Here is a 26414-nt window from a genome sequence, read left to right on the forward strand (position 1 = left end):
TCACTTCGCGACTTGCAAAATCAAGTTACAATCGTTGAAAAAGTCATAAGGATGTTATTCTACTTGACACTAAGAAAGGGGTTATGTCGATGGTACAATTACCTATCGTTAACGATCTCGGATTTTTTGAGATTCGTCTGGAGTCCATTGGAGGCTTAGGTGCGAACCTGGCGGGCAAAATGCTCGCAGAAGCAGGGGTGGTCGGAGCGGGCCTTAATGGTGTCAGCTTCTCGTCTTACGGCTCGGAGAAGAAGGGGTCTGCTGTTAAGGCGCATATCCGTTTCTGTGATCTGAACACACCTATCCGCGACACCTCTCCTGTGGAACGTCCACATGTTGTGGGTGTATTCCATGAAGCGCTGGCCAAGACAGTCAACGTGACCAGCGGTATTCATGAGCAGAGCACTGTTCTTGTGAATTCGGCCAAAACGCCGGAGGAGCTGAAAGAGCTCCTGAAGATGAAAGCCGGAACCATTGCCGTAATTGATGCAACAAGTATTGCACTGAAAGAGAAGAATCGCGTGAATATGGCAATGTTGGGTGCGTTGTTCCGGCTCTGTCCATTTCTTGATACTGCAACGATGAAGGATGTTATTGAGAAGTCCCTTGGCAAAAAATATCCCCAGGCTGTCGAATCAGCCATCACAACATTTGACCGCGGTTATAATGAAGTGAAGTTTATGCAATTTGAGCTGGCTGCAGGGGATAGCATGCCTGAATATGTCCGTTCCGATATTGGAGTTCTGGGTTTTGATACACAGTCGATTGGCGGATCTATTATTAATCCAGGGAGCACCTTCCTGAAAAATTTGAGTATTTCCCGCTCCGGTATGATCCCGGCGTATGAGAACGAAGCGTGCATCCACTGTGCTCAGTGCGATACGGTATGTCCGGATCAGTGCTTTGTATGGGAAGAACGGATTGACCGCAAGGGCCGTTCACAAATGTTCCTGACGGGTATCGATTATCAATATTGCAAGGGTTGCCTGAAATGTGTCGATGCCTGTCCGACATCCGCACTGTCAAGCCAGCGTGAGAAGGAAGGCTATGCGGACACCCACACAGTGCATCACCAATTTGATCTGATTACACAGGTCTAATCCTTGGAAGAAAGGTGGAATGAATAATGGCTATTGATTATGAACAAGAAGTAGGCTCCGCCAAAGTGGAGCAGAAATTCCTATATGAATCCGGTAATGAAATGGCTGCATATGCTGCTCATCAGATCAACTATCACGTGATGGGCTATTTTCCGATTTCGCCATCCACTGAAGTGGCCCAGTTCCTGGATACTATGAAAGCCAGCGGACAGCACGACATCATGCTTGTACCGTCCGATGGTGAGCATAGCTCTGCGGGGATCTGTTACGGCGCATCAACTGCAGGCGGACGCGTATTCAACGCAACCAGTGCCCAAGGCTATATGTTCATGCTGGAGCAATTACCTGTACAAGCAGGTACGCGCATGCCTATGGTCATGAACCTGATCTGCCGCTCGATCTCCGGTCCCCTTAATATTCACGGTGACCACTCCGATCTATATTTTGCCCTCAATACCGGCTGGCCGATTCTGATGTGTCGTGATCCTCAATCTGTCTACGACATGAATCTGATGGCCCTGAAGTTGGCTGAACACGCCAAGGTCCGACTTCCGGTAATGGTCGCATCTGACGGCTATTTCACATCTCACCAGAAGCGGCGCGTGCAAGCCTTTGCCCATCGGGAGGATGTTCACAAGTTTGTTGGCGAACAGCCCCCAGCGGGCTTCACAGACACCTTGGACCGCAACAATCCAGTTACCGTAGGACCGTACATGAACGAACCGGATTATATTAATAACCGTTATCAGCAATCTGTTGCGATGTACAATGCCGGAGAGGTATTCGAAGAGATTGCCCAGGAATTCGCTGAGCTGACCGGACGACACTATCCGATGATCGAGCAGTACCGGATGGAAGATGCCGATGTTGCCGTGTTCCTGATGAACTCCGCCTCGGAGATCATCAAGGATGTTGTGGACCAGCTTCGCCTCCAGGGGATCAAAGCCGGAGCCATCTCTCCGAACATGATCCGCCCTTTCCCGCAGAAGCAAATCGCTGAAGCGCTGAAGAATGTGAAGGCCATTACGGTCGGTGACCGTGCGGATTCCGTCGGCGGACATGGCGGCAACATGGTTAACGAGATCAAGGCAGCGCTGTTCACTTACGGAAATACAACCACCAAAGTAATCAGCCGGATTTATGGACTGGGAGGCAAGGACTTCTATGCCGAAGACGGACATCATTTCTTCCAATTGGCAATAGATGCAGTTGTTGCTGACCGTGTGGAAATTCCGTTTGATTACTATGGCCACAATCCTGGAACGCCGGACAAAGCGCCGAAGCGTCTGCTGAAGCCGATGAGTTTTGAATCACTGAAGACAGGTCTTATCACCGTGAAGCAGAACGAAGAGACAGGTAAGCTTAGTGTGAAGGTTCCGCCAATCCGCAGCCTGATGAAGAAACCGAGACGGCTATCACCGGGACACGGCGCATGTCCGGGCTGTGGTATTTTCTCAGGTCTGGAGCTGTTCTTCAAAGGAATTGAAGGGGATATTGTTGCCCTGTATCACACTGGCTGTGCAATGGTCACAACGACCGGTTATCCTTATTCAGCTCATAAATCGACGTTCATCCACAACCTGTTCCAGAATGGTGCAGCTACGTTGTCTGGTGTCGTGGAGATGTTCTGGGAACGCAAACGCCGCGGAGAACTGGATGGATTGGGACTACAGGAAGACTTTACCTTTGTCATGGTAACTGGTGACGGGGGCATGGATATCGGCATGGGTCCGGCTATCGGTGCTGCACTACGCGGTCACAAGATGATTATTGTTGAGTACGATAACGAGGGATACATGAATACAGGCGCCCAACAGTCGTATTCCACACCACTCGGCCACCGGACTTCGACTTCAAGCATCGGCAAAACACAGCAGGGTAAAGTAACCCAGCATAAGGATACCGCTCAGATTATGGCAGCCACCAACATCCCTTATGTATTTACCGGTTGTGAGGCTTACCCGCAGGATCTGCTTAAGAAGGCGGCCAAAGCCCAGTGGTATGCCCAGAATGAGGGTCTGGTCTATGGCAAGATTCTTATTGCATGTCCGCTGAACTGGATGAGTGAAGACAAGGACGGTACGAATATTGTATCGCTGGCAGTGGAATCCTGCTTCTTCCCGCTCTATGAAGTAGAACAGGGCACGACGACGATTACGTACAATCCGGAAGAGAAAGACAAGCGCGTGGAAGTTGCTGCATGGCTGAAAACAATGGGCAAAACGCGTCATCTTCTCAAGCCCGAAAACGAACCGGCGCTGCGCGCCTTCGAGGGTGAAGTACAGCGTCGCTGGAACCGTCTCAAAGCCAAACACGAGCACCCGGATTTATAGGACGAATAACATCTGTACTCATCAATAAATAGACGGGCCTGGCAGAATTGATCTGCCGGGCTTTTTTATGTCAAAACCTCACGAAAAAAACTATTTAATAAAACACTTTTATAAAGTATTATAATAAGTGGGGTGAACAGTAATGATGAATATCGGAGGAAACGCTCTGGTTATTAAGGAAGTGAATATCAACCTGGTGCGGCGTGTTCTGAAGGAATGTAAACAAGCCACCAAACGGCAGATTGCTGAGGGAACAGGCCTGAGCATCGTTACAGTCGGTACAGTGCTTGAAATTTTAATCCAGCATAGCGAGGTGGTGGAGGCGGGGCGAATTTCATCCAGTGGGGGAAGACCTGCCCAGCAGTACATATACAATGATGAGCATGCCTTGGCATTGATCCTGTTCCCATTTGAAGAGCTTGGAGGGATTAGTATCCGCTGCACCGTGGTTACACTCTTTGGGCGTTGTCTGCATGAGGCGAGCATACCTGTGCAAAAGGTTGATCTGATCTGCTTCGAAGTCATCATTGATGAAGTGTTGAAGCGGTTTCCCGCTATAGGGGCGATTGGTTTTGGACTGCCGGGTGCAGAAGCAGATGGAAGACTGGTGGTATCAGATTATGATACACTGCGCGGTATCCCAGTAGCGGAACATTTCAGACAGCGTTACCAGAAGCAGGTAATTATCGAGAATGATGTCAACGCTGCGGCAATCGGAAACTACAGCAGAACTGAGATGGAGACAGACGCTCCAGCAATCTATTTATACTTTCCTGACCGTTTTCCGCCAGGGGCTGGGATTATTATGAACGGCAGACTTCAGAAAGGGAAAAGTGGTTTTGCCGGGGAAGTGGCCAATATCCCTTTGGGTATTGCCTGGGGCAGCAGTGAATGGCAGTCCTCACCGGAGAAGCTGACTTACGCTATTTCCAGGCTGGTGTCTGCGGTCAGCAGTGTACTAAACCCGGGGTCGGTGGTACTATACGGCAGCTTTTTACAGGAGGGACATCTCATTGGTATTACGGAACAATGTGCAGAGTTGCTGCCGCCTGGTGCGGTTCCTCATCTTGTGCTCAGTATGGATTTCGCTGGAGATTATTTGCAAGGAATGATCGTTTCAACACTATCAACCCTGGAGACAGGGCTGCAATTGACCAAATCTGGAGTATAGGCGGTTGACTTCCATGTCTACTATTTTTCTCATTATTATTTATTTGGCTTTTATCAGTCTTGGCTTGCCGGATTCGATGCTTGGAGCGGCTTGGCCGATGATGCGTCCCGATTTCACAGCACCGGTGGATGTTGCGGGACTACTCTCCATGATCGTTGTCGCGGGTACAATCATATCTAGTCTGGCTAGTGGGATGGTGCTGCAGAAGCTGGGCACGGGGAAAGTTACTTTTATCAGCGTTGCTGTGACTGCACTCGCCTTACTCGGCTTTTCGTACTCGCCTTCGATCATCTGGCTGGCTGTGTTATGCCTTCCGCTTGGACTCGGTGCTGGCTCCATTGATGCCGGGCTGAATAATTATGTAGCTACCCACTACAAAGCCCACCACATGAGCTGGCTTCACTGCTTCTGGGGTGTAGGCGCTATGCTTGGGCCCATTATAATGTCGCGTTATATTGCTGCGGGTGATTCCTGGCGGCAAGGATATTTGACGGTCAGCCTGATTCAGTTCGTGCTGGTTATACTGCTGTTCATTGCCCTACCGCTCTGGAAGCGGGCAGAACCGACAGGTGAATCAATGGCAGCAGCAACAGATGTTCAGCAGGAAGTCATCTCGCCGCAGATTCCTGTAGCAGGTATACTGCGCATCAAGGGTGTGAAGCTGGCGCTGGTTACCTTTCTTTTTTACTGCGGGGTAGAAGCGACGCTTGGACTCTGGGGCAGCAGCTTTCTGGTCAATGAGAAGGGACTGTCAGCAGCAACGGCTGCTGGCTGGGTATCTCTCTATTATGGGGGGATAACAGTGGGCAGACTGGTCACCGGTTTTGTCACTTTCAGATTTAATAACCGCCAGCTTATTCGTACCGGTATATTGATCTCGATGCTGGGTGCGCTGCTGCTGTTACTGCCATTGCCGGCTGTATATTCCCTGTTTGGATTTATTCTTGTGGGACTTGGCTCGGCGCCGATATTTCCGTGCATGCTCCATGAGACACCCACCCGCTTCGGGAAGGAACATTCCCAAAGAATTATGGGCTATCAAATGGCTATGGCGTATACAGGAGGTGCATTTCTGCCGCCGTTATTGGGATGGATTGCCGCCCGCAGCTCGTTTGTGATTCTTCCGTTCATCCTTGTGGGATATATTGTTATAATGCTTATCAGCTCAGAGAAGATCAATGTTGTAATGAATAAGCGGAAAGATGAGGTCTCTATATGAGTAGAACAGTGGATTGGCAGAGTGGAGATTGGAGCAATCATCCAGTCTCGGCTGAGGTACAGGATGGAGTATTCGTTGTAACAGCAGCAGAGGGCAGCGATTATTGGGAAAAAACAATGTACGGGTTCCAGCATGTCAATGGGCACGCGCTCCTGGCTCCCTGGGAGGACAGTGATGCTGTTGAGGTCAGCTTTTCACTGCATGGGTTTACAGAGCTGTATGATCAGGCAGGGATCATGCTGTGGCTCAGTCCTGAGGTTTGGATCAAAGCCGGAATAGAGCTGAACGACGGTGTACCTCATATCGGTGCGGTTGTGACCGACGTTTATTCCGATTGGTCGCTGTCACCTGTAGCGGAATGGGCTGGAGAGGTGGTTACGGTCCGGGCCTCACGGATGAATGATGCGGTAGTCATCAGAGCCAGAACAGAGAATCATCCTTGGCGGACGATCCGGGTGGCGCGTTTTCCATATGAGACTGGGAAAAAGGCAGGTCCGTTTGTCTGCGCCCCCACCCGTGCCGGGCTTAAGGTAACGTTCTTGCGTTGGGTGAACACGGCGCCAGATACGGATATTCACGCAGACCCTCCCGAAGAGTAAGAGAAGTCGCAACATTGTGCCAAAGCTGGTTCTTAAACATCCCGCCTGTAAAAGAGTGGTAAGCCACCCTGTATACATGCGGGTTGTTTGTCATGACGTATGGAAACGGTCTCTACGAACGTTTATAGATTTCCCGCATAACATGTCTTAGCTCCGGGACGATCAGCCGCTCCATAGCGAGCTTGATCGCACCAGTTGAACCGGGTATGGAGAAGACTGCTGTGCTGCCGATGGTACCGGCAATCGCCCGGCTGAGGATAGCTGCGGAGCCGATGTCTTCGGTGAAGCTGAGCAGCCGGAAGATCTCTCCGAAGCCAGGGAGTGTTTTGTCCAGTAAGGAAGCCACAGCCTCATAAGTGGTATCCCGTGGGGAGATTCCCGTTCCACCGGTCAAGAGCACGGCTTCGATGCCTGAGTGAACGGAGCTTTTATAGACCAGCTCGCGGATATCTTCATAATCGTCCTTGACGATCGTACTGCCAATGACCACATATCCTGATTCTTCGAGCATAGTTCTGATCAGCGCGCCTCCGGTATCGGTTTCCGGTGTGCGGGTGTCCGAGACCGTTATGACATAACAGGTCACACTTTGGGGCGCTTCGCGCCGGTGTTCATCAACGGATGACAAGCGGACCAACTCCTTCTTCATCAATTTATTCCCCATGATAGGGGATTAACGTGGCAAAGACAAGTTGGAGGAGTAGGGCCGATAATGGACCCTATACTTCAGCTGTCGCCTTGCACCGTAAAGGCACTTGTAGTACACTCGCTACCATAACGGAATTTTGTCAGGGAGAGATGAAACATGGAACAGGCTATGCCGGTTTATATATTGTCAGGATTTCTGGGAAGCGGCAAAACAACATTGCTGCAGCGCCTATTGGACCACTGGAAGGGCCTGGGGCTCAAACCCGCGGTAGTGATGAACGAGCTGGGTGAGGTGAATCTGGACGGGCTGCTGGTCGAGCAGTCGGTCCCGATGGCGGAAATGCTCGGCGGCTGTATCTGCTGCTCCATCCGCGGCGATCTCAGCACAGAGCTTGCTACGCTGATTAAAAAAGAGTCACCTGATGTGGTTGTCATTGAAGCGACCGGTGCAGCGAATCCGCTTGAGATTGTAGATGCAGTTACTGAAATCTCATTGTATCAATTGGTGGAGCTGAAAGGTCTGATTACCGTAGTGGATGCTGCACATCTGATTGAGCTGTACCGTTCCCAACAAGGTGCGACTTACCGGTTGATGCAGGAGCAGATCCGCTGCGCTTCAGTGCTGATTCTGAACAAGACCGACCGGGTGACGAAGGAGGAAGCGGAAGAGGTTACTGAGATTCTGCGCAAATGGAACGCTTATGCGGAAATCCTGCCTGCGGTCCGCTGTGCGCTTGAACCAGAAGAGCTGCTGGATGGTCTTGGCGGCATTCATACCGAAGCCCGCTTCGGGGAAGGCGATGAGCTTCAGGAGTCAGAGGATCAGGATCTTACAAGTAAGGATACTGAATGGACGGGTGCTTCACATTCTACCCATGACCATGTGATGGCGTATACCCACTATTTCAAACGCCCAGTGAACAGCGAGGAATTTGAACAGTTTGTCAAGGAACTCCCTAGGGATGTCTACCGTGCAAAAGGAATTGTTACCTTCAGTGATACCTCCAGCCGGTTTCTGTTCCAGTATGCCTACAGAGAGGCTGATTTCATGAAAATCACCCCTCAGGGTGAAGTGCCGGATGTGGCGGTGTTCATCGGTGAGCACTTTTCTTCCAGTGACCTTCGTACCCGGCTTCTCCAGTTGGAGAAGCGCATTTTGGCTAGGCCCGCGGCTGTAAAGAGAAGCTTGTAGGGGAATTCCTCCCGGCAGGAGAATGGTTCGTTCCTATTCTTGCAGGTTAATACATAGGCATACCCTATAATAATTGCAGGAGGTAAAAGGCTATGACCCGAATTCAATATCAGGAGTGCATCGACGCTTGTATTCAAACTATGAATGCCTGTAACTATAGCTACGTCGCAAGCCTAAAAGAATACGATCTTGCCTCGCTTCGTGAGAGCATTAGACTGGACAGGGAGTGTGCGGATATTTGCTCATTCGCTGTCCAGGCCATGACCCGTCAAAGTCCGTTCGTTGCAGAAATTCTCCGCCTGTGCGCAGAAATTTGCGAACGTTGTGCGGATGAGAGCAGCAAGCATGTACATACCCATTGTCAGGGATGTATTGATTCCTGTCGTGCCACTGCAATCGCCTGCCGGTTGATCAGTGACGCAGTAGAGGTATATGCTTAATCCTGTTTCCAATCCCTTTATATAAAGTTCTAGCAGAAGTATTCCAAGACCAGAGGCTCCAGCAGTCCATACTGTGGGGTTCTGGTTTTTTGCTGTAATTATGAATCATTTGTCAGGTTTAAAAGGAAATCGAAGCCGCCCCGGCGAATTTATGGTTATGAAGTTTGTGAAGGGGAGGATAGCGGTATGTCTCTTGCCGATATCGGTACTAGCCAGCAGACGGACGGTCCAACGCCAATTATTGAGCTGATCCGGGCTACAAAGCTTTATGACCGGCGTGCTGTGTTGAGTGAGGTATCTTTGCTTGTGGAAGGTGGAGCGGCAATGGCCCTTATTGGCCGGAATGGTTCGGGAAAAAGCACACTGCTCTCCATTCTTGCCGGATTGACAAAGTTATCCTCCGGGACCATGGTGCGCAGCGGGCGCAGGATTGCCACGGGGTATGCCCCTGAAGCTTTTCCGGGGCTAAAGATGTCGGCAGAGCATTATTTACTCAGCATGGCCAGGATTGCGGGTCTTGCATTAGCTGAAGCAGAAGCCAGAATGGCAGAATTGCTGGAGATGTTTCATCTGGAAGAGTTTCGCAGACAGCGGATGGACGGGTTTTCCAAAGGAATGCTGCAAAAAGTGAACTTAATCCAAAGTCTGATCGCACACCCGCAGCTGCTGCTGCTCGACGAGCCGATGTCAGGACTTGATCTTCCCGCGCAGCATACACTGATCGGCCATCTGAAGGAGCTGAAGCGCAGCGGGACGGGGATTGTATTCTCCATCCATGAGCCGCAGACCATTGAAGCTCTGGCTGACAGCGTACATGTCCTGCATGCTGGCAGAACGGTTACAACCATCCATGGCCAAGAGGAAATGCGGGTGACACCCGCTGTTTACATAGTTTGCAAAGGCATTTCAGAGCAACGAAAAGCAGAGATTATGGACATGCCCGGGGTTACTTCCATACATGCACTGGATGGTACACCGGGAGATTATTTAGCAGCGACTCTAGAGATTGCAGCTGCAGATGATTATCTTCGCCACATCCTGCAGGCAGAAGGGTCAGTAGTATCTGTAGAACCTTGCGGCGGTTTAAGTGCTGGTGGTCTGGAGCAATGGATGGACCCCAAACCAGTCAAAGGGGGAACAGCGGGATGAGATGGCTTGTTTTCTATATGCTTCGCAGCTATACTGCATCACAGCGGTACTTCGGTCCTGTTGCTTTTACAATTATTGCTGTGCTGCTCCTTTACTCCTATAAACCTAATCCCGTGATGAACAGCTATGCCGCCACATCCATTATCCTGTTTGTGGGCTCGGCCTGGTTAGGTCTAAGCTTGTTGAATCATGAGCATCCGGTGCAACGGCAGGTTTCAATCGTTCAAGCAAGGAGCAAACTCCGATATCACACCGGTACTCTCCTTACCTTAGGCGCGTTGATCTTGCTGCTTGACCTGCTGATTGTGGCGTATCCGGTGCTTACAGGACAATTTGATGAACCGGCAGGTCTATACAGGATAGTTATCGCATTCGCCGGGCATGCGCTCCTGGGATTGCTGGGTGTAACTATATCCTTGTACCTCCAGGCTTCCTGGGTATCCAAAACGAGTTATGCCGCGGGACTAATGCTTACAGTTGTAATTTTATCCATTGGCAGCCATAAGCTGAGTGAGCTCATTCCAGGTCCCTTCGTTTACATCCTGCTTCCTCCGGCATCTCCGGTTATGGATACCCTAATGAATGCGGAGGATTTGCCCCTTATACATGTGCTGGGTGTATTCATGCATGCACTGATCTATATTGTGCTGTTCACTGGATTCAATCTGTACCGCTCCAGTCGAATGGACGACAGCAAAAGCTAATGAAGATGTGAAATACTAGACAGAAAGAGGAACGGGAGGAAAGATGAAGGATACATACATACCGGAGAGTGAACAATCCAAAGAGCTATTTGCTTATTTCGGCCTGGCTGTCTACTACTGTCAGGCACTGGAGCAGCAGTTGACTAACCTGCTGCTTCTAACGAAGCTGTCTCAGGGAGAAACGCCTACAGAAGCAGATCTTGCGGAACTGTATCAGCGCAAGCTCAGCAATTCACTCGGCCAGCTCATCAAAGAAATCCAGCATCACTTCCCTTTTTCGGAAGAGGAAACCAGCCAGCTTCAGGCAGTATGGAAGCAGCGTAATCATATTGTACACGACTATTTCAAAGAGCGAATTCAGGAGACCTTCACTCCTGCGGGCAGAGCGCATATGATTCGTGAACTGAAGCGTTTCAAGAATAAAGCCCGGAGGCTTGAGATCAAACTGCAGGGCTACTGCACTGAAATGTACAGCAAACTGGGTCTTGAAGAAGAAAATCTGATTTGAATAGTTGAATTATTGTTGAAAGCAGGATTCCAGAGCCTGAAGCCCATTGCTCACCGCCACTCCGGGAGCGAACCGGATCGATGAGGCCCGCGTGCATTCCGCAAGCGACTCTAAAGCTGATGTAAGCGCGGGGATCATCTCCGCGCTTAAGCCCGTATCCGGTTCCCACCACCAGCGCAGAATGTTCAGTACACCGTTTTTCTTGTCCATCACCGGTTCAAAGCGCGCAATGAAACGGTCTCCATAAAGCAGTGGCAGCACATAATAGCCGTACTCTCGTTCAGCAACAGGTTTGTATACTTCCCAGCGGTAAGTGAATCCGAACAATTGCTTGATCAGTTCTCTGTCCCAGAGCAGATTGTCGAGCGGAGCTAGTGCAGCGGCGAAATCAACGCCGGCTTCGTTATGATTAAGGGTACCGCCGTTCGCCAATATCTCTTCCAATACATGGGCATCTGAGGTCCGCATGTATAGCGGAAGTTTCAGGCCATCGACGCGAACTTCGCGGAGGGAGTCCCTTTGCAGCAACCGATTAATTGCGGCTGTCCGTTCCTTGCTCTTCAAGCCTGCAATTCCCAGCCAGCCGTCGCCGGACTTGTTCCACTGCAGGCCAATGCTGCCTATCCTGCGCAGCACATACCAGTCGTAATGCTGCTCAGACGTCACGTTGGGATCCTTGGTGCTGAGCAGATGCTCAGGCAGTAATTTCGCCGTGAAATCATAATAGCGGCGAGTGTGTACGCGGTGATGAACGGATATTTCACCCCAGAAATACATGCTCTCCATCGCCGCACGGGATAGCCGTGCCGGTGCCCAGGCCCAATCAATCTTGTCCTTGCTCTCCAGCTCGAGTGACGAGAGGGGACCGCGCCGGATCAGCTCTTCCCGTACATGCGACACCATAGCTCCGAGTGCCTCATTACCCTGATAGCGTTCTGCAGCCATATCTCTGCGGCGCTGAAAGTACGGCCAGTCCTCCGTGCAGTAGATCGACATATTCTTGTCCCAGCCGTCGACCAGAAGTCTGTCCTTGTAGAGCAGCTCAGAGGCAAGCTCAGGGACAAACCCAGGAATCCGCGCCTGCAGTACGAGCTCATGATTATGACCGGCAATTCGGAGCGGATCATATTGAATGCAGCCCACATGGCGGATGAAGTCGTAAATGGCAGCCTTACCATGAGGTGAGCCGCCGGAGACTAGCCGTTGATGCTGAAGCAGGAACTGCCGGGCTTGCCGTTTACTGAGCGAATAAGTGATCATTGTTTCCACCCCGATCTTACGTATTGCTTTCATTATACGGAACAAACGTTCCCTGCACAAGCATTCAAAAGCCCCTGATGCCAAAGGTCTGCATCAGGGGCTGATTGTGGTATGGGCTCCATCCTAGAGAACGATGCCCGCACTGTTACACTTGTTTTATGGATGGCTGTAAGACGGCTTCCAACCGATGATCCGGAGCGGGAGCCGGAAGCTCCGAGCCTCCGCCAGCACCGAGTTGCAGCTGATACATGCGGAAGTATCTTCCGCCGAGGGCCATTAATTCATCATGGCTGCCGCGCTCTACGATCTCTCCACGGTGCAGAACGAGAATCTGGTCCGCACTGCGGATGGTAGATAGGCGGTGGGCAATGATGAAGGTAGTGCGGCCCTTCTTGAGTACCTCGAGCGCTTCCTGAATCAGGCTCTCTGTTTCCGTGTCGATATTGGAGGTGGCTTCATCCAGGATCAGAATTGCCGGATCAAAGGATAACGCTCTGGCGAACGAAATCAGCTGGCGCTGGCCTGCCGACAAGGTACTGCCTTTCTCGACCACCGGCTCGTCGAAGCCTTGAGGCAAATGGGCCAGCAGTTTGTCTGCACCCACTTCGCGCAGTGCGCGTTCCACACGTTCACGGGAAATTCGCTCATCTCCAAGGCTTACATTTGAAGCGATGGTGCCCGTGAAGAGGTAAGGGTCCTGCAATACGATACCCATGTGGCTTCGCAGCCACTGCTTCGGTATGCCTTTAACCTCCTCACCGTCAATCGTAATGGTGCCGCGCTGCGGATCGTAAAAGCGGAAGAGCAAGTTGATGATCGAGCTTTTGCCGGATCCGGTATGGCCTACAAGGGCCACAGTCTCGCCGGGACGTGCTTCGAAGGAGATGTCCTTCAGGACGAAGTCTTTTTTATAGGCAAAAGAGACATCCTTGAATACTACATTACCTTTGTAACGCGGCATACTTCCATCGGTGACCGGTTCACCGGGTTCGTCCATCAGCGTAAACACCCGCCCCGCAGAAACCATGGAGCTGTCAAGGTTGGCAAGCTGGTTGACCATCCCGGTAATCGGCTGAAACATCCGTCCGAGCACATCGACGAACGCATACAGCACACCGAGTGACACAAAGGTAGAACCGCCCAGACTGCCAAAGCCGAAGTACCACAGGACGAGCACAAAGGAGAGGCTGCGCAGCGAATTCACCAGATTGTGGGAAGTAAAGGCGTTCAGATTCAGCATTTTGTTCTGATATTTCAAATAATCGTCATTGAGTTTCTCAAATTCTTCCTTACTCTGCTTCTGGCGGCGGAAGATACGGATGATTGACATCCCCTGAATCGATTCATTGATGATGGCGTTAATCTCACTAAGGCGTGATCGGATAATGGTATTGTATTTGGTGGCAACCTTGCGGTACAGGATGATCCAAAGAATCACAATCGGCACGATGAACAAGCTCACCAGGCCAAGACGGATATCCAACAGGAATAGGGCTACGTACACGCCTAGGATATTAATAATCCCTGTGCTGAAGTTTGATAGTACGGCGATGAACAAATCTTTTACCGCTTCCGTATCATTAGTCACCCGGGACACGACTTTGCCGGCAGGCAAGTTGTCAAAAAAGTAAACCGGCAGCCGCTGGATGTGCGCATACACATCGGTCCGCAGCTTGCGGATCACCTGATTGGCCGAGGATTGCAGCCAGTAGGTTTTGCCGAATTCTGCAAAGATAGAAATCACCAGGAAAAGGGCATACAAGCCTACAAGCTCATAGATTCCAGGTAGTTCGGGTTTGTAAAAGGAAAACAGTTCGTCCGCCGACAGCTTCACAGCCGGGTAGACAGCTTCTGAATCTCCATGCTTGATATATAGTGAGCCATCACGGTAGGTCCGCTCGCCGTCAGGCTGCGCTACCGGTTCATTGATGAAGTAGAAGGATCTGCCTTCCTGTAGCAGGCGGACCTCCGGGCCTTTGGCCTCACCCGGTGCAAAACGGTCACCGCGTTTGTAGTAGATGTTGTTATATTCAGCTGCTTCCTCGGATGAAGGGGTCTGGAAGTAGGGCTTCTCGATGCCCAGCATGTGATTATCGATCATGCTCTTGGCGATAAATGGGCCAGCGAGCTCGGCCGCCACTCCGATGGTAAGCAGCAATAGGGCTGCGATAAACGTCTTTTTGGCAGTTAAAGCATACTGCAGCAGGCGTTTGCCTGTACTCTGTGTCAACGGTGACACCTCCTAAAAGTTTTGTAAGCGTATCTTCATGGATTTCACTGCGTACAAAACTCGCTTCGTAAGCATACGCTTAAGTTTTGTTACTATTGCACCTTGGATGGATAGAACCCATTATTCATTGGTCAGGTTGTTCTCTACCTGCTGCCGGTCAAATTGCTCACGGTACCAGCCGTTCATGTCCAGCAGTTCTTGATGGGTCCCGCGCTCGGTAATCTGTCCATTATCCAGCACGACAATCAAGTCAGCATGCTCAATAGCGGACAGGCGGTGCGTCGAGATTAATGTAGTTTTACCAGCCCGTTCCTCACGGATGTTCTCAATAATTTTGGCTTCAGTCCGTGCGTCAACGGCGGACAGTGCGTCATCCAGAATCAGAATGTCAGGATTGGCAATAAAAGCTCTGGAGATCGATACGCGCTGCTTCTGGCCCCCGGAGAGGGAGACACCGCGTTCACCGACCAAGGTATCCAGACCGTCGGATAAGGTACCAAGATCGTTCTGGAATGCTGCTGCTGTGATCGCATCCATAATGCGGTCATCGCTGGCTCCGTGGTGACCGAACTGGATATTCTCACGTACGGATTTGGAGAATAGAATCTGTTCCTGCGGTACATACCCCATCCAGCTGTGGAGCTGATCCAAGGCGATTTGCCCTATTGGCACATCCGAAATCAGAATTTCTCCTTGGCCTGTCGGATATTCATGCAGCAGTTGCTTGAGCAAGGTGGATTTCCCACTCCCGGTACGGCCGACTACGCCGAGGGTCTGGCCTTGGGTGAGGGAGAAGCAGACCCCGCTCAGATTATCGATCGTTGAAGAGGGATAACGGAAGGTTACGTCCTTCATTTCAATAGTGGCTGGCTCAGCAACAGAAACCGGTTGGGCAATATCCTGCACATCTGGTTTTGAATTCAACGTTTCGTCGATCCGTTCCAGTGAAGCCCCGCCGCGCTGCATAATGTTGATCAGCTCACCTATGGCGAACATCGGCCAGACGATCATCCCAAGATACATATTGAAGGAGACCAGGTCTCCCAAGGTAATTTGGTTGCGGAAAACAAGATAAATTCCATAAGTAAGAGCGATAATGTAACTGAGTCCGACGCACAGCCGGATGGTTGGCTCAAAGAAGGAATCAACCCGCGCTACGGCCATATTTTTGTGGTAGACATCTTCCGTAATGTCGCTAAAACGCTTCTCGTCATGCCGTTCCTGTACATAAGCGCGGATGACGCGAATACCGGATACTGACTCCAGCACCTGATCGTTCATATCTCCAAAAGCATCCTGCGCCAGACTGTAGCGGTCATGAATGGCTTTTCCGTAGAAGATCATGGCGATCGCAATAAGCGGCAGCGGCAGTACGGCCGCAAGGGTCAGCTTCCAGCTAACCAGGAAACCCATGGCGAGGAGCACGACAGTAAGGAAGATGGTGGAATCGACGAGTGTAAGCATCCCGAAGCCAACGGTTGCCGAGACAGCCCGGATATCGTTGGTGGCACGGGCCATCAGGTCACCCGTACGGTTGCGTTCAAAGAACGAAGGAGTCATGGTCATCAGGTGATTCATGAAGCGGGAGCGCAGTAGGCGCTCTACCAGGTTGGACCCTCCAAAAAGCTTGTGCATCCATATGTAGGTGATCCAATAGATAATCAGCAGCATGAGAACAATCATGCCAATGTACTTCATGAGTGAACTTGCGGTGATCGAACCGCTGACAATGTCATCAATGGCGTTACCCAGCAGGCGGGGGGGCAGAAGCTCCAGAACACCGGCTACAATCAGTAAAATGAGTCCAATAGCATAGCGTTTTTTTTCACGGCGGAAAAACCAGCCGAGATTGCGGAGAACGGAGAACAAGGGAAATCCCTTCCTTTCGTGTTGAAATGATTGTCGGCTTTTAAGAAACGCTCAAGACGGTGGTGATTAATGAAAGTGGCAACTCTTACCAGCATACAAAAAGGCATACCATCCGGTAACGGATGATATGCCTGTAATTTACATCAGCTATCATGTCCACGGTGCTGTAATGCAGCACAGAGACATGGAAGAGACTTGCCTAATTTGATTTCACACGCTACGCATAACGCGCATGAATCTCAGGAGGTTTCCACTGCTGGGGCTGCTTCGGTATTCAGTTGTGTATGCGTGCCGACAATAGTGAGGAAATATACAGGTACAAGGTTAAACACCGCGCTCACCCTTTCATTAATTTTGGTAATAACTTGAAGACGATTCGTTATGTTCAGAGTTTATCACCCGGCCTGAAGAATTGTCAAATGTAATTTTGAATAAATTTCGAATAAGCTGTAGAATGATATCCGCTTAAATGATTTGGAATATAGTCATAATTTCAGTATGATTAGTATATACAGGAGGTGCTTACACAGATGAAGATGGAAGTCAGCAAAGACGCCGCCGCCTGGTTCAAGCGGGAACTTTTACTGCAGGACGGGGCTCACATCCGTTTATTTCCCCGCTACAGCTCGGGAGGAGGACTACATCCAGGCTTCTCGCTGGGAATTGCGGATGAGCCTCCAGGCCGTCCTGCTGTGCAGACGGATCAGGCGGGAATTATTTTTTATATGGAAGAGCAGGATCTTTGGTATATGGAGGGTTATAGCCTGGCCATTGTGTATTCGGAAGCCGAGGATGATATTGAGTATGTGTATAAACCTGAGGCGGTAGCCGGGGTTCAGAACGAATGATGCAGCGGGATGCTGATATGGACAAAAAGCCCTTGCCAAAAGGCAGGGCTTTTTGTGTGGTGGCTAGAGCGTGAATGCGCACGCTGCATGAGCGGGAAGAGCCTAGTGCGAACTGCGGAAGGTTTCTTCCTCCATGGCAAAATCAAAATCATCAATATCAAACACCTGAACAGGGACACCACCTTCAATAATGCGCTGAATCAGCTCGAATTGATCGGTTAGAATCGGTACTTTCTCCCTCTGAGAGGTCAGCAGCAGCTCCGTTTCAATCGGATCGAACGCTTCTCCATACGTGGCGTTATCGACACTGTTGATAATAGTGATCTGTGCGTGGCTGCCCAGCAGGATGCCGGAGCTTTTGGCCCAGGGAATGTTCAGGCAGCGGTTGATTTTTTTGGAATTCAGCGGCTCCTCGAAATAAGCAATAAGTTCGCGGATTTTGAGCTTCACATGCTGGTCATCCTCTGCATGGCTCATCAGAGGTTCGTCGCTGTCCCGCAGTTCGTATAATTCCATTACGGTAGTGTAAGGCACTATATATTCTACGGGGCTCCGCGGAATGAGAAGCTGGCCGTAAATCGCCATCATGACGGCTTCGGTCACAAATTGTCTGGACATCGTTATCCTCCTGAAGTTCGGGTACTGCTATTTAGAGTTGAACGCGTACCTATGGACTTAAAAATATAAAAACACTGTGGAACGAAAATGTCAACAGTACCCAATCAACACGGTAAAGAGAAAGGACGCTACTTTTTGTGAAGCAATGGAAATCTTATTATACTTTTGTACGGCCCTACATGAAATGGATTGTCCTTACCCTGTTCATCGGCATGATCAAATTCAGTATTCCGCTTACCCTGCCGCTCATCCTCAAATATGTGGTCGATGACCTGCTGAACAATCCGGCACTCTCTGTTGCGGCGAGGGTATCGAAGCTGATGACTATACTTGGGGGCTCACTTGTGCTGTTCGTAATTATCCGGGGTCCAGTGGAGTATTACCGCCAGTATTTTGCCCAGCTGATTACCAGCAGAGTGTTGTTCGACATGCGCAACAGACTGTACGGACATCTGCAGCGGCTCTCGCTTCGTTATTATCAGAATACTAAAGTCGGCGAAGCGATCTCCAGATTTATCAATGACGTTGAGCAAAGTAAAAATCTTGTTGAGGTCGGCATGATGAATGTCTGGCTGGATATGTTCACACTGGTGTTCGCCCTGGCCTTTATGTTCTATTTGAATCCGGTGCTGGCCCTCGTATCGATTGCTATACTGCCGCTGTATGGCATTGCAGTGAACACGCTTTACAAGCGTCTCAAGCTGTTGACCAAGGACCGTTCCCAGGCGCTTGCCGCGATACAAGGGTATTTGCATGAACGGATTCAAGGGATTGCGATTATCCGCAGCTTCACTATGGAGAAGGTGGACAAGAAGCAGTTCGAAGACATCAACGGCAAGTTTCTGGAAAAGGCCATGGCCCAGACGCGCTGGAATGCTGTAACCTTCGCCATCATCAACACCCTTACGGATATCGCACCGCTGCTGGTGATCGGATACGGGGGGTATCAGGTTATTCACGGGAATTTGTCGCTCGGGACCTTTGTGGCGTTCTTCGGCTATCTGGACCGGATGTACGCGCCTCTGCGTCGTCTGATCAATTCCTCAACCGTGCTGACCCAAGCGTCCGCATCACTGGAGCGGGTAATGGAGCTTCTGGATGAGCCTTATGATATCATCGATGAACCGGGTGCCAAGCCACTGGTGGCGCCATCAGGAGCCATAGAGTTCCGGAAGGTGTGGTTCAAATACAACGATGAGAATGACTGGGTGCTGAAAAATATTGAACTTCGCATCGATCCGGGACAGACAGTGGCTTTTGTCGGGATGAGCGGAGGAGGGAAATCCTCATTGATCAGTCTAATCCCGCGATTCTATGATATTACGGAAGGCAGTCTGTGCATGGACGGTCAGGATGTCAGGAGTCTGACACAGGAGAGCCTGCGGCGGACCGTCGGGATGGTGCTCCAGGATAACTTTCTCTTCAGCGGCTCGGTGCGGGATAACATCCTTTTTGGCAATCCCGTAGCGGGAGAGCAGGAGATTGTCGCGGCTGCACGGGCTGCGAATGCTCATGATTTCATTATGCAGCTGCCGGATGGGTATGACACAGAGGTGGGAGAACGCGGAGTGAAGCTATCCGGTGGACAGAAGCAGCGCGTCTCTATCGCACGTGTTTTCCTGAAAGATCCCAAAGTGTTGATTCTTGACGAGGCCACTTCAGCACTTGATTTGGAATCCGAGCATCTGATCCAGCAGGCGCTGCAATCACTGGCTTCGGAGCGTACCACATTAATTGTGGCTCATAGACTATCTACGATCACCCATGCGGATCAGATCGTCGTTTTGGAGAATGGGGAAATTACCGAACGGGGAACTCATGAGGAACTTATGGCGCTGGACGGAAGTTATGCCCGGCTGTTCAATGTACAGAGGTTGGATGCTTAAGATGGTGTGAGTCAAGATCAAGCGGTCCCTAAAGGGGCCGTTTTTTTGTGAACTTGAACCTTCCAGCAAAACCGTTGCATATCGATTTAAGTTACAGTATACTGTAACCAACACACTCGAGTGTAACTTGTTGCGATAAGGCGATTTATAACGGGAGATGAACCTGATGAATGTGTACACAGGTAAGCAATTGGCTGATATTCTCCAGCAGGAGGATGCGGATATAAATTTAAGAACGGTCCGGTATTATACTCAGATAGGGATGCTGCCGCCCCTGGAACTAGTGGGGAATAAAAGAGTATATACCGAAAGACACTTGGAATCTTTGCGGGCGATTCTGACCTTATCCAAGAGCGGGGAGTCCCTGGCGGATATTCAAATGAAGCTGTCTGCGCTCACTGCCGAGGAAGTTGCCAGCATCGGTGCCCGGCTAAGGTTCTACCAGCCGGAGCACATTCTGCAGCACGAGACGCTGGTGATTAACGAAGATGTAATGCTCACGGTAAGTCCGCAGATCACACCGCAACTGAAATCAGAGATGATTGAGGCTGTGACCCGGCTGCTGAAAGGAGAGAACAAACAATGATTGAAAATTCACTTCCGCTGGAGATACGCTTCGCCAAGTCCTTTCTTGAGCATGAAGAAGGAATGAATCATCTGTGGATCCGGCTGGCACCGTTAACCGGTGTGAAACATGCAGAAGTCCGGCTGCAGCTTCCCAAGGGGATCTACTGGACTGGAGCTGCCGGAGAATACCCTGTGGGTGCAGACCGTCAAATTATCCTTGAGTCCCTGCAATCACCAAGCGAGTTATTGCTGGAGATTTATACATTACAGCCGATTGGCTGCGGATGGACAGAGCTAATATTAACGGTGTCCTGTCTGGAGGAAAGTGGCGAGGAACGGGAATATTCACTCCCTGTTCCTCTCATGATCTCAAATGAAGAAGAGGCAGGTCTGCCCCTTATGGATGATGAGATCGTCCAAAAAGTAAAAGAGCATTATCCGCATAACCCTAAGCATCCTGATCATTATGGGAACAAAGAGCTGCTCGATTGCACACCCGGAAGGCAAATCCGTTACGATCCTCATTACCAGTCGGAATTGGAGAAGAAGTACAGGGTTGAAGGATAGCATTAATCTAAAAAAGGCTGCGGGCGCATTGAGCGAACCTGCAGCTTTTTGGTGTTTGCGTTGTAAATGATTAGCCTCTTCCGATCAGCAGTGACAAAATCCCGGCAGCGATCAGCGGTCCTACGGGAACTCCTTTGAATAAAGCTACTCCGAGGACGGTCCCGATCAAAAGACCGGCAACAATTGTAGGCTGACTGCCCATCAGCAGAGCGCCCCGGCCTCCAAGATAGGCCACCAGGATGCCGACAGCGATTGCCGCAAGCGACTTCCAATGCAGAAAGGAGTGCCAAATGGTGTCGAGCGAGATTTTCCCGCTGGCCAGTGGAGTCATCACACCGATCGTCAAGACGATAATCCCAACCGTCAGACCGTACTTTTCCAGCCAGGGAAAAGTCTGTTGAAGTCCAAGCACCCTCAGCAGCAGCAGAACAACCATTGCGATAGTAATAGGTGAATTTTTACTGATAATGCCCAGTGCTGCAAAACCGAGAAGTAGTAAAGAGGTTATATCCATAGCAGGCGGCACACTCCTTTTTTTCTAATATGCCCAATGCTTTAACAACCATTTAGATCGAGCTATGCGTATTTTTATGAGGTGGAACTTACTTGGCCAGACGTTTGGAGACGATATGATCCGCGATCAACTGACCGTGCCCGCGCCCGGTTTCGATGAATACCTCATTGGCATTGCGTCCGGAGGCAATAACCCCTGCGATGTAAAGCCCGGGTACATTACTCTCCATGGTAGAGGGATTAAAGGCCGGTTTATCTTGGCTATCGTCCATGCTTACTCCAGCGGAGGAGAGTAACGTCCTGCTGGGTCTAAATCCTGTTAAGGCTAGCACAAAGTCATTATCCAGTTCAGTTACATCGCCGCTGTGGCTAGTGATGATTACCGATCCTGGTGTAATTTCAGTCACCCGTGACTCGACGTGCAGAATAATCTTCTCCTTCAGAACCATGCTCTCAAAGATCGGACGAACCCAGGGCTTAATATTCTCAGAAATGCTAGCTCCCCGGTATACCATATCCACCTCGGCTCCAACGCGTACGAGCTCCAGTGCAGCATCTACAGCAGAATTGCTGCCGCCGATTACGGTTACCTTCATCCCCGTATAGGGATGGGCTTCGCCGAAATAATGGGTGACCTTGGGAAGCTCCTCTCCCGGAATTCCAATCAGGTTCGGCTGGTCAAAATATCCTGTAGAGATCACTATGTTGGCAGCCGTGCGGGTATGAGCTTCTCCCCGTTTGTTGCGGGTATGTACGGCAAAGGTCCCATCTTCCAATGGCTGAACGGACAAGGCTTCCTCGTAAGCGGCAATTTCCAGACCATGCTGTTCCGCAGCACGCCGGTAGTAGACCAGTGCTTCATGGCGGAAAGGTTTGTCATTGGGAGAGGTGAAAGGAACATTTCCGATTTCCAGCAGCGCAGTTGTGCTGAAAAATTGCATGTTGGTCGGATAGAGATAGATGGAGTGGACAATGAAATTCTTTTCGATGATCAGGCTGGACAATCCTTGGTGCTGGCATTCAATAGCAGCGGATAATCCGCATGGACCTGCTCCGATTATGATGACATCTTTCATTAAGCTTCAAGCCTCCCAAATAATCACTTGCTTTTTCTATAAAGCGTACCCTAAATTTAAAATTTTCGCCATTCTTCCCGTAAATCCGGGTGATAGCACTTGCTCCAGTCCATGGAATGCGATATAATTAGATATATATCTAAACTATATTCATTCTGTTAATTTTGGATAATTGTATTGTATAGGAGAGTGCCCTCATTGCAGCTTGATAAAATTGTAAATTACCACAAAGCTTTGTCTGACCCAACACGTTTACGGATTCTTCTGTTGCTGTCCAAAGGGGAGGTTCACGGGCAGGCCTTGGCAGAAAAGCTGAATTTATCGCAACCCACCGTGACGCATCATGCCGCGAAACTGCGGGAAGCCGCGCTAATCACAGAGCGTAGAGACAAGAACACGGTATATTTTATGCTGAATCCCGAGTTTATTCAGGCCGGTTCGGAGGCATCACTAAAGTTTATTTTTTCCAAGGGGGTGGAAGATATGGAGAAAGAGTCACCAGATACAAGCCTGAAGGATTCGGTGCTGCGTAATTTCTTCGCCAAAGACGGGCGCTTGCGGCAGATCCCCGCTCAATACAAAAAGAAGCTGATCGCTCTGCAGTATATGGTCGAAAAGCTGGAGCCGGGCGTAGTCTATACGGAAAAAGAGATCAACGAGTTCATTAAACCATTCCATGAAGACTATGCAACCATTCGCCGCGAGTTCATTATGCATCAATTCATGTACCGGCAGAATGAACACTATGAACTGAATCCGCCCGAGTTATGGACACATTGGGAAAATGTCAAATAATGATCTAAAGATTGGGTATTTTCTGTGACAAAAGACAGGCAAGCTGATTAAATGTCTGAATAACGAATAAAATGGAATTGTAAGCGTTATCTGACATATACTTCGAAAGGAGACTTTCAGTATGATATTCAAGCGCGCCAAGAAAAATACGTCCACTGTCCCTATCACTGTTACCTTACCGCAGATCAAGCAGGCTGTAAGGCAATTTGAAGAAGATATGCCCGCTCCTATCAACCGTACGGCTCTACTATTAGAGGATAAAAGCATTGATCTAAGCCGGCTTACCCGTTATTTAGGCGGTATACCCCAGCAAAAGTTTTATATGTCCCGCGAAACCTTTGAGATTTTTGAGGAAGCTGACAAGCTCGTGCCTTATTATCTGGATTTGGTGCAATCGGCTGTAGATAACTATATCAGTGATACTGGCAAGCTCCCGCTGATTGAGGATGCCTGGTTACCCGAGGTGCATTACCGGCTGCTCGCCAGTGAACGGTATCTGAAGGAAACTCCGCCTTTTCCCTTATATATTACCGAAGAGGAAATGATGCTTACGCATCGGCCGGAGCATTTTGAATAACGGGATACGAATCCGCGGACTGTTCAGTTGAAGGGGGAAGCCCTCTTTTACCGGAATGGTCTTTTCTTTGCGCGTTCCCCCATAGTACAATGGATTTCTGACTGCTACGGAATGAAATTCGAGGAACAAGGGGAACTTGGAATGAGAAAAGTACAAGCTTTGCTGTTTGATCTGGATAACACGCTAATGGACCGCGACCATACATTTCGCAGCTTTAGCCGGAAGTTCGTGCAGGATTTTCTGGGCCATTTGGAGCCAGGAGAGGCAGAGCGGGTTGTGGAGGACATCATCCTCAGAGATGCGGACGGATACCGGGATAAGGATGGTTTTTTTGCCGAACTAAGTGACGTATTGCCCTGGCAAAAACCACTATCAGCTATAGACATACGTGCATATTATGACAAGACTTATATTACTCACGGAGCGCTTATGAAGCATGCTGCCCATATTCTGGAATATTGCCGGGAGCGCGGATATATCCTGGGTCTGGTGACGAACGGCAAGAAGGATATCCAATATGGCAAAATCGATCTGCTTCAGCTTCGCGGGTACTTCAAGGCGATCGTGATCTCCGGAGAGGTTGGGATCAGCAAGCCTGATCCGGAGATCTACCGGCACGCACTGGATAGGCTGGGTGCAGCCGCAGAAGAAACCTTGTTTATCGGGGACCATCCGGTAAATGATATCTGGGGAGCAGCCAAGGCTGGAATGGAGACCATATGGCTAAAACGCAATCATCCGTGGGATGAACAGCTGGATGCCCTTCCTTGGAAAACCATTCATGAGCTGGATGAACTGAAGACTATAATATAGCGGCATATGATTGCGGGGTTGACAATATAATGCAGCTCCGTTTATCATTACACCATATTAGTTCGGAAGGAGACGATGTTATATGACAGTTTATACGGTTACTTCGTTATCGGTAAATACTGCTCAGGATACGTGTCTTCCGGGAACAGCGGCTGCAGTGTAAGGATTGCAGCTTAGCAGGCAAGCTCTATGATGCCTTATAGAGCCGCCGGGAACCGTATCGGTTCCGGCGGCTTTTTTGCGTGTGTATATTGCAGCGTTTGATTTTTGCTGTAATGCCGCGCACGGAAATTACTGGACTGTCCCTTCACAGGGGAGAGCCCGTACTTTTCGTATATGCTTTTATAAGCAATTTCTTTGCCAAAGGCAAAAGAATTGCTATGTGAGAGCTGCCGCCGGAATGAGGATTCCGGCGGTTTTTTTGTGTTCCGGGAAGTATGTGAAAGAGACAGTATCAGTCAGGTTGCATTAAAAAATTCGAAACAAAAACATTCAGGAGGCAATAATGACAATAGAACAATACGGCTGGAACAAGAGCTGGCAGAGCAAGTGGAATGATAAACTTAATGGATATGAAGGGAAGGAATATGTACCGGGAAGAATTATCGGGGACTTCGGCAGCAAGTACCGCGTGATGGCAGAGACCGGGGAAACTTGGGGCGAACTGGCCGGCAAGCTTAGACACACACTGACGGACTCCGGAGAATATCCGGCCATCGGCGATTGGGTGGTTCTGGTGATGCAGGATGGCGGCGAACATGCCGTGATTCATGGGGTCTTGCCCCGTCATAGTGTAATCTCCCGGAAGGTAGCGGGAAATACGCTGGATGAGCAGATCGTAGCCTCCAATGTTGATACATTGTTCCTGGTCAGCGCCTTGAATGATGATTTCAATGTCCGGCGGATGGAGAGATACCTGATTATGGCTTGGAACAGCGGGGCGAATCCGGTCATTTTGTTAACCAAAGCTGATCTCTGCCTGGATGCGGAGAGTAAAATCGCGGAGATGGAGCGGACGGCGCCAGGTGTAGCCATCCATGCAGTCAGTGCTTTGCTTGGGGACGGGCGGGAAGAACTGCTGCCATATATCAGCCCAGGGCAGACCGTAGCTCTTACCGGTTCCTCAGGCTGCGGCAAATCAACGATGGTCAACTGGCTAAGCGGCCGTAATCTTCAACTTACACAGGACGTAAGAGAAGGAGACAGCCGGGGACGGCATACAACAACCCACCGGGAAATGTTCGTCCTGCCGGATGGCGGAATCATTGTGGATACTCCAGGGATGCGCGAGCTGCAGCTATGGGAGGATGAAGGCGGACTTGATCTTGCCTTCAGCGATATCAGCGTACTTGCCGCCGAGTGCCGTTTCAGTGACTGCAGGCATGAACAGGAAGAAGGCTGTGCTGTACTTGAGGCTGTGGCAAGCGGGGAACTGGATGAGAAACGGCTCTGGAACTACCGCAAAACCCAGCGGGAACTGCAGTATCAGAGCAGCAAAGAGGTGAAGCACAAGCGGAAAACTGCTGCTGCTGCAACGAAGGCGGGAAGTAGCCGTACCCGGAATTCAAGCTGGCGCCGTGAGCTGGACGATTTATGATCGAAGTATCTGCATAGAACGAAAGGGACCCTTGCAGCCGTTGAACGGCTGTAAGGGTCCCTTGACTTTTGTCTGGCGGAAACGGCTAAATAAGCAGCCCGCCAAACTATATATAAATAAAAGTCCGGATGATGT

At 50.1% G+C, this 26414-nt stretch carries 25 protein-coding genes; 18 read left to right on the forward strand and 7 right to left on the reverse strand.

Annotation, left to right across the window (positions count from 1 at the left end; all coding sequences use genetic code 11):
• Window positions 1-89 precede the first annotated feature (89 nt).
• The 5 genes from A3844_RS08185 to A3844_RS08205 all read left to right on the forward strand — a co-directional run bounded on the left by A3844_RS08185 (window position 90) and on the right by A3844_RS08205 (window position 6422).
• Complete coding sequence (locus tag A3844_RS08185; RefSeq protein ID WP_074107130.1) at window positions 90-1100, forward strand: 2-oxoacid:acceptor oxidoreductase family protein; 1011 nt, start codon at window positions 90-92, stop codon at window positions 1098-1100.
• Between the two features lie 26 nt (window positions 1101-1126).
• Window positions 1127-3433 (forward strand): thiamine pyrophosphate-dependent enzyme, encoded by a 2307-nt coding sequence (locus A3844_RS08190; RefSeq protein ID WP_074107131.1) that lies wholly within the window; start codon window positions 1127-1129, stop codon window positions 3431-3433.
• Window positions 3434-3575: 142 nt separating this feature from the next.
• Complete coding sequence (locus tag A3844_RS08195) at window positions 3576-4604, forward strand: ROK family protein (RefSeq protein WP_074107132.1); 1029 nt, start codon at window positions 3576-3578, stop codon at window positions 4602-4604.
• A gap of 13 nt (window positions 4605-4617) precedes the next feature.
• Complete coding sequence (locus A3844_RS08200) at window positions 4618-5823, forward strand: MFS transporter (RefSeq protein WP_074107133.1); 1206 nt, start codon at window positions 4618-4620, stop codon at window positions 5821-5823.
• On the forward strand, window positions 5820-6422 hold the full coding sequence (locus A3844_RS08205; protein ID WP_074107134.1) for a DUF1349 domain-containing protein: 603 nt from the start codon (window positions 5820-5822) through the stop codon (window positions 6420-6422). The genes A3844_RS08200 and A3844_RS08205 overlap by 4 nt, the downstream gene beginning before the upstream one ends.
• 112 nt (window positions 6423-6534) lie before the next feature.
• On the opposite strand, the gene A3844_RS08210 is transcribed toward A3844_RS08205, so the two are convergent.
• Window positions 6535-7071, reverse strand: a complete 537-nt coding sequence (locus A3844_RS08210) for a MogA/MoaB family molybdenum cofactor biosynthesis protein (protein ID WP_074107135.1) — start codon at window positions 7069-7071, stop codon at window positions 6535-6537.
• Between the two features lie 156 nt (window positions 7072-7227).
• Here A3844_RS08210 and A3844_RS08215 point away from each other — a divergent pair, with 156 nt between their 5' ends.
• From A3844_RS08215 to A3844_RS08235, 5 genes are all read left to right on the forward strand, one after another.
• Window positions 7228-8262 (forward strand): CobW family GTP-binding protein, encoded by a 1035-nt coding sequence (locus tag A3844_RS08215; protein WP_074086199.1) that lies wholly within the window; start codon window positions 7228-7230, stop codon window positions 8260-8262.
• A gap of 92 nt (window positions 8263-8354) precedes the next feature.
• The gene (locus A3844_RS08220) at window positions 8355-8702 is read left to right on the forward strand and encodes a four-helix bundle copper-binding protein (protein WP_074086200.1); all 348 of its coding nucleotides are present in this window, start codon (window positions 8355-8357) and stop codon (window positions 8700-8702) included.
• A gap of 186 nt (window positions 8703-8888) precedes the next feature.
• Window positions 8889-9851, forward strand: a complete 963-nt coding sequence (locus A3844_RS08225) for an ATP-binding cassette domain-containing protein (RefSeq protein ID WP_074107136.1) — start codon at window positions 8889-8891, stop codon at window positions 9849-9851.
• Window positions 9848-10555, forward strand: a complete 708-nt coding sequence (locus A3844_RS08230; RefSeq protein ID WP_074107137.1) for a hypothetical protein — start codon at window positions 9848-9850, stop codon at window positions 10553-10555. Before A3844_RS08225 ends, A3844_RS08230 begins: the two co-directional genes overlap by 4 nt.
• Window positions 10556-10598: 43 nt before the next feature.
• A complete protein-coding gene (locus A3844_RS08235; RefSeq protein WP_074107138.1) occupies window positions 10599-11063 on the forward strand; it encodes a hypothetical protein in 465 nt (154 codons plus the stop codon).
• Window positions 11064-11072: 9 nt separating this feature from the next.
• Here A3844_RS08235 and A3844_RS08240 read toward each other — a convergent pair whose 3' ends face one another.
• The 3 genes from A3844_RS08240 to A3844_RS08250 all read right to left on the reverse strand — a co-directional run bounded on the left by A3844_RS08240 (window position 11073) and on the right by A3844_RS08250 (window position 16422).
• On the reverse strand, window positions 11073-12323 hold the full coding sequence (locus A3844_RS08240; protein WP_074107139.1) for a winged helix-turn-helix domain-containing protein: 1251 nt from the start codon (window positions 12321-12323) through the stop codon (window positions 11073-11075).
• Window positions 12324-12468: 145 nt separating this feature from the next.
• A complete protein-coding gene (locus A3844_RS08245) occupies window positions 12469-14553 on the reverse strand; it encodes an ABC transporter ATP-binding protein (RefSeq protein WP_074107140.1) in 2085 nt (694 codons plus the stop codon).
• A gap of 120 nt (window positions 14554-14673) precedes the next feature.
• Window positions 14674-16422 (reverse strand): ABC transporter ATP-binding protein, encoded by a 1749-nt coding sequence (locus A3844_RS08250; RefSeq protein WP_074107141.1) that lies wholly within the window; start codon window positions 16420-16422, stop codon window positions 14674-14676.
• Between the two features lie 530 nt (window positions 16423-16952).
• On the opposite strand from A3844_RS08250, the gene A3844_RS08255 reads away from it, so the two are divergent.
• Window positions 16953-17270 (forward strand): HesB/YadR/YfhF family protein, encoded by a 318-nt coding sequence (locus A3844_RS08255; RefSeq protein WP_074107142.1) that lies wholly within the window; start codon window positions 16953-16955, stop codon window positions 17268-17270.
• Window positions 17271-17372: 102 nt separating this feature from the next.
• On the opposite strand, the gene A3844_RS08260 is transcribed toward A3844_RS08255, so the two are convergent.
• Entirely contained in the window at window positions 17373-17888 is a 516-nt protein-coding gene (locus tag A3844_RS08260) for an ADP-heptose synthase (protein ID WP_074102844.1), read from the reverse strand.
• 137 nt (window positions 17889-18025) lie between these two features.
• On the opposite strand from A3844_RS08260, the gene A3844_RS08265 reads away from it, so the two are divergent.
• From A3844_RS08265 to A3844_RS08275, 3 genes are all read left to right on the forward strand, one after another.
• Window positions 18026-19774, forward strand: coding sequence for an ABC transporter ATP-binding protein (locus tag A3844_RS08265; protein ID WP_074102845.1), 1749 nt, complete (start codon window positions 18026-18028; stop codon window positions 19772-19774).
• A gap of 166 nt (window positions 19775-19940) precedes the next feature.
• A complete protein-coding gene (locus A3844_RS08270; protein WP_074102846.1) occupies window positions 19941-20360 on the forward strand; it encodes a MerR family transcriptional regulator in 420 nt (139 codons plus the stop codon).
• Window positions 20357-20908, forward strand: coding sequence for a hypothetical protein (locus A3844_RS08275; protein ID WP_074086210.1), 552 nt, complete (start codon window positions 20357-20359; stop codon window positions 20906-20908). The genes A3844_RS08270 and A3844_RS08275 overlap by 4 nt, the downstream gene beginning before the upstream one ends.
• Before the next feature lie 70 nt (window positions 20909-20978).
• Here A3844_RS08275 and A3844_RS08280 read toward each other — a convergent pair whose 3' ends face one another.
• Window positions 20979-21422 (reverse strand): DUF441 domain-containing protein, encoded by a 444-nt coding sequence (locus A3844_RS08280; RefSeq protein ID WP_074086211.1) that lies wholly within the window; start codon window positions 21420-21422, stop codon window positions 20979-20981.
• An 88-nt stretch (window positions 21423-21510) separates the two neighbouring features.
• Window positions 21511-22497, reverse strand: a complete 987-nt coding sequence (locus tag A3844_RS08285) for a YpdA family putative bacillithiol disulfide reductase (protein ID WP_074086212.1) — start codon at window positions 22495-22497, stop codon at window positions 21511-21513.
• Window positions 22498-22695: 198 nt separating this feature from the next.
• Between A3844_RS08285 and A3844_RS08290 the strand changes: the two genes are divergently transcribed.
• From A3844_RS08290 to rsgA, 4 genes are all read left to right on the forward strand, one after another.
• Entirely contained in the window at window positions 22696-23292 is a 597-nt protein-coding gene (locus A3844_RS08290; RefSeq protein WP_074107143.1) for a DUF2087 domain-containing protein, read from the forward strand.
• 121 nt (window positions 23293-23413) lie between these two features.
• Window positions 23414-23869 carry a DUF3939 domain-containing protein gene (locus tag A3844_RS08295; protein WP_074086214.1) on the forward strand — a complete coding sequence of 152 codons (456 nt, stop codon included), beginning with the start codon at window positions 23414-23416 and terminating at the stop codon, window positions 23867-23869.
• 141 nt (window positions 23870-24010) lie between these two features.
• Window positions 24011-24682: an HAD family hydrolase gene (locus A3844_RS08300; protein ID WP_074107144.1), complete on the forward strand. Its 672-nt coding sequence runs from the start codon at window positions 24011-24013 to the stop codon at window positions 24680-24682.
• 505 nt (window positions 24683-25187) lie between these two features.
• A complete protein-coding gene (gene rsgA, locus A3844_RS08305; protein WP_074086216.1) occupies window positions 25188-26279 on the forward strand; it encodes a ribosome small subunit-dependent GTPase A in 1092 nt (363 codons plus the stop codon).
• The last annotated feature ends 135 nt before the right edge of the window (window positions 26280-26414 follow it).

Source organism: Paenibacillus helianthi (assembly GCF_001909055.1).
Taxonomy (GTDB): domain Bacteria; phylum Bacillota; class Bacilli; order Paenibacillales; family Paenibacillaceae; genus Paenibacillus_AQ; species Paenibacillus_AQ helianthi.

Coding starts and splice junctions, on each gene's coding strand:
- A3844_RS08185 (WP_074107130.1), top strand. CDS start 90: ATGGTACAATTACCTATCGTTAACGATCTCGGATTTTTTGAGATTCGT.
- A3844_RS08190 (WP_074107131.1), top strand. CDS start 1,127: ATGGCTATTGATTATGAACAAGAAGTAGGCTCCGCCAAAGTGGAGCAG.
- A3844_RS08195 (WP_074107132.1), top strand. CDS start 3,576: ATGATGAATATCGGAGGAAACGCTCTGGTTATTAAGGAAGTGAATATC.
- A3844_RS08200 (WP_074107133.1), top strand. CDS start 4,618: ATGTCTACTATTTTTCTCATTATTATTTATTTGGCTTTTATCAGTCTT.
- A3844_RS08205 (WP_074107134.1), top strand. CDS start 5,820: ATGAGTAGAACAGTGGATTGGCAGAGTGGAGATTGGAGCAATCATCCA.
- A3844_RS08210 (WP_074107135.1), bottom strand. CDS start 7,071: ATGAAGAAGGAGTTGGTCCGCTTGTCATCCGTTGATGAACACCGGCGC.
- A3844_RS08215 (WP_074086199.1), top strand. CDS start 7,228: ATGGAACAGGCTATGCCGGTTTATATATTGTCAGGATTTCTGGGAAGC.
- A3844_RS08220 (WP_074086200.1), top strand. CDS start 8,355: ATGACCCGAATTCAATATCAGGAGTGCATCGACGCTTGTATTCAAACT.
- A3844_RS08225 (WP_074107136.1), top strand. CDS start 8,889: ATGTCTCTTGCCGATATCGGTACTAGCCAGCAGACGGACGGTCCAACG.
- A3844_RS08230 (WP_074107137.1), top strand. CDS start 9,848: ATGAGATGGCTTGTTTTCTATATGCTTCGCAGCTATACTGCATCACAG.
- A3844_RS08235 (WP_074107138.1), top strand. CDS start 10,599: ATGAAGGATACATACATACCGGAGAGTGAACAATCCAAAGAGCTATTT.
- A3844_RS08240 (WP_074107139.1), bottom strand. CDS start 12,323: ATGATCACTTATTCGCTCAGTAAACGGCAAGCCCGGCAGTTCCTGCTT.
- A3844_RS08255 (WP_074107142.1), top strand. CDS start 16,953: ATGAAGATGGAAGTCAGCAAAGACGCCGCCGCCTGGTTCAAGCGGGAA.
- A3844_RS08260 (WP_074102844.1), bottom strand. CDS start 17,888: ATGTCCAGACAATTTGTGACCGAAGCCGTCATGATGGCGATTTACGGC.
- A3844_RS08270 (WP_074102846.1), top strand. CDS start 19,941: ATGAATGTGTACACAGGTAAGCAATTGGCTGATATTCTCCAGCAGGAG.
- A3844_RS08275 (WP_074086210.1), top strand. CDS start 20,357: ATGATTGAAAATTCACTTCCGCTGGAGATACGCTTCGCCAAGTCCTTT.
- A3844_RS08280 (WP_074086211.1), bottom strand. CDS start 21,422: ATGGATATAACCTCTTTACTACTTCTCGGTTTTGCAGCACTGGGCATT.
- A3844_RS08285 (WP_074086212.1), bottom strand. CDS start 22,497: ATGAAAGATGTCATCATAATCGGAGCAGGTCCATGCGGATTATCCGCT.
- A3844_RS08295 (WP_074086214.1), top strand. CDS start 23,414: ATGATATTCAAGCGCGCCAAGAAAAATACGTCCACTGTCCCTATCACT.
- A3844_RS08300 (WP_074107144.1), top strand. CDS start 24,011: ATGAGAAAAGTACAAGCTTTGCTGTTTGATCTGGATAACACGCTAATG.
- rsgA (WP_074086216.1), top strand. CDS start 25,188: ATGACAATAGAACAATACGGCTGGAACAAGAGCTGGCAGAGCAAGTGG.